Here is a 2,590-nt window from a genome sequence, read left to right on the forward strand (position 1 = left end):
ACTTCTGGTGCAGATCACTGATTGCGCTGTTGTGGTTAACAGGTTGTCGAATATCTGAGTTAATGGAGAGGCAGTGGGACGACGTTGATTTTGATAATCGTACGCTTTTCATCAAAATGACCAAAAATAAGAAGCCGCATTTGGTCTATTTATCACCTCTAATGTTGGAGTTGCTTTCTGAGCTTTGGAAGTTGAAGCAGCCCGGTAATACGCATGTCTTTCCTGGTAGTCGAGAAGGGACGCATATCTCACCCCCACGTAAAGCGTTGAAGTTGATACTGGATCGCGCTGGTATCGATCCTGAAGGTGTTGTTTTCCACACTGCGAGGCATTCGGTAGCGAGTAATCTACTGAACTCTGGGATGGATGTTACGTCGGTTCAGCGTGTTTTAAACCATTCAGATATGTCGAGTACCTTAATTTACCGACATTTTGATAAAACAGCATTAGAACGTGGAGCGAATGCCTTGTCTGATATGGTCGAGAGAGCAAGTGAGAATCTAGTGTTACCCGAAGCTAAAGTAGTTTGACCTATATATTCTATTAACGATAGCCCCTGAATAGTTAGTTCTATTCAGGGGCTTTTTCATATCTGGAATTTAGATGGAGAGATCGAATGAAAATTGTGAAAAGTCTTATTGATGCTGAACAGTTGGAGTTGCCTTTACCGATTAAAGAGCAACTGATGTATCAGCTATTGCTTCCTTGGTCTGGTGACCGTGATGAGGCTGAGAAATTTTGGGAGGAAGTTTCCACCTGCCTGATCTTGATTGAGCGAGGTGATACTGATCAAGACTTAGCTGACGTAGATGAAGATACCGAGGTCATTCTGTCTTATGCGGTAGAAAACCCTGAGTTTGTCATTTTGCTACCAGACGAGACTGAACCCTATGTCTTTGCGTGCTGTGTCCATGCTGACGATGGAAGTGGGAGTTTTGTTATGGGTTCCACGAGTAATACTACCCAAGCGATGAAAATGCTCATCGAATTGGCTGAATAAGGAGGAATTTGTATGAGCCAAAAAGTTGAAAAGGAGAACGAGGTTGATCTGTTCACCATTGTTAAAGAAGGGCAGAGTCCAAAGCTTAGTCCTAAGTCTGAGAGCTTTCTAGAGTACCAGATTGCCTACAAAGAAGATGATCAGGAGTTCTATATACGTGTTTCTAAAAACTCGTCGTCAGGATTGTTCTCGAACAGCTGGGTACGCCTTGAAGCTATCTTTACACTGCTCGATGATCAGGTAGGTAAAACTCTCAAGTCAGCAGCGTTGAAGCCAGTAATAACAGGTGGAAGTAGTAATTCGTGTGGGTTCTTAGCGGCTATCCTGCGAACTATCTCTATCCTCGATTCTGTACCCGATAATGTGTTCTTACATCAGGTGTCTGAGCGCTATGAAGTGGTGAAGACTGAGCTTCGAGCACTAGCCTCTAACCCTGACTAATCTTTCATACCTAGCCTCGTCCTGGGGCGGTTTACTTAATTATTACAACGAGAATTTATTATGAACTCAACTCTTCAATTTGATGTTGAGCGATTTTTGCTACCGATTAGCATAGACCTTCAAAATGCTTTAAACCGTATTTGTAACGAGTCGGGAAAGGTGTCGTCCTCAACTCAAGCTGTAACCGTCAACTTTCGAGAGCGTGCTTACTGTCCTGAAAATGGTGGATACCACCCTATTGAGATTTCTATTAGTAGGCTTAATGACCTATGGGTTTTTGATTACATCACTGACTTTAGTTACTGTGGATTGATGCCTGAGCTAGAGAAAGAAATCGACTTTGATTTTGGTCATGGTGTGGCTTACATCCGTTACATGGGTGAAGTTCCCATAACTGAATCCAGTGTCGCTGAGTTCTATTCGATGTGGGAGAGTAATTTTCTGTCGTATTTATCGATGGACTGCTTCGATGAAATTAAGGTAATGGCGGAAGATGTATAGCGCTTATTAGTGTTGTGATGAACAGGAACTTGACCGGAGCGAGTAAGGGAAAAATGCTCTGTGGTTTTGTCCTGTTCATCAATTCATGCGGATGAATGTGTGATGGGGTATTAGCACTTAATTGATAAACCTAATTCAAGGATTGTACATCCGTTGCACCGTGTTGGAACGTTTATGGAGTAATGGAAACTCCCATTGCGTCGGTGGCAATGGGAGTGAATTTGGTGGTGCTAATTTGAAAAAATTTATCTAGCGGATAATGATTTGGTGAGATCTTATCGGTGCCTGAGCTATGAGTTTACTGATAGATAAGTCATTAATAGTACCCAGCCCGGTGGCAGGTTATTATTCTGTTTAGTTACGTTTGGCGAAAAACAGCATCGTTTTGAGTCTTCCCTTAACTGGTATCGGTTCGAAGTTTGGTAAAACACCCCTGTACCCATACCTAACATAGAAAGCTTAAAAAGCGCTGTATAGTGGTATCTTTATGACATGGAGCGACTACAACAGAGAGCAGAAACAACATTATGTCTTGGTGGTTACATTTCATCTCAACGAACCATCAACAAGCCCAACGACGTACTTCAATTAGCTCACTGCCTTCTACTTGGTTGAGTCCAGATACGCTTGGAGCTCTTGCTTCAACAA

The 2,590-nt window shown here is 42.5% G+C and carries 4 protein-coding genes; all 4 read left to right on the forward strand.

What is annotated here, in order from left to right:
• On the forward strand, positions 1-530 hold a 530-nt coding region (locus AB4589_RS15515), incomplete at its 5' end, for a tyrosine-type recombinase/integrase (RefSeq protein WP_372101045.1).
• A gap of 86 nt (positions 531-616) precedes the next feature.
• Complete coding sequence (locus AB4589_RS15520) at positions 617-1,000, forward strand: hypothetical protein (RefSeq protein ID WP_372101047.1); 384 nt, start codon at positions 617-619, stop codon at positions 998-1,000.
• 12 nt (positions 1,001-1,012) lie between these two features.
• Positions 1,013-1,441 (forward strand): hypothetical protein, encoded by a 429-nt coding sequence (locus AB4589_RS15525; protein ID WP_372101049.1) that lies wholly within the window; start codon positions 1,013-1,015, stop codon positions 1,439-1,441.
• Between the two features lie 60 nt (positions 1,442-1,501).
• Positions 1,502-1,942 carry a DUF2787 family protein gene (locus tag AB4589_RS15530; RefSeq protein WP_372101051.1) on the forward strand — a complete coding sequence of 147 codons (441 nt, stop codon included), beginning with the start codon at positions 1,502-1,504 and terminating at the stop codon, positions 1,940-1,942.
• Positions 1,943-2,590: the final 648 nt, after the last annotated feature.

The organism is Vibrio sp. 10N.222.49.A3, assembly GCF_041475145.1.
Classification (GTDB): domain Bacteria; phylum Pseudomonadota; class Gammaproteobacteria; order Enterobacterales; family Vibrionaceae; genus Vibrio; species Vibrio tasmaniensis_A.

What these genes read in the sequence shown, in the direction of transcription:
- AB4589_RS15520 (WP_372101047.1), top strand. Translation starts at nt 617, where the DNA reads ATGAAAATTGTGAAAAGTCTTATTGATGCTGAACAGTTGGAGTTGCCT.
- AB4589_RS15525 (WP_372101049.1), top strand. Translation starts at nt 1,013, where the DNA reads ATGAGCCAAAAAGTTGAAAAGGAGAACGAGGTTGATCTGTTCACCATT.
- AB4589_RS15530 (WP_372101051.1), top strand. Translation starts at nt 1,502, where the DNA reads ATGAACTCAACTCTTCAATTTGATGTTGAGCGATTTTTGCTACCGATT.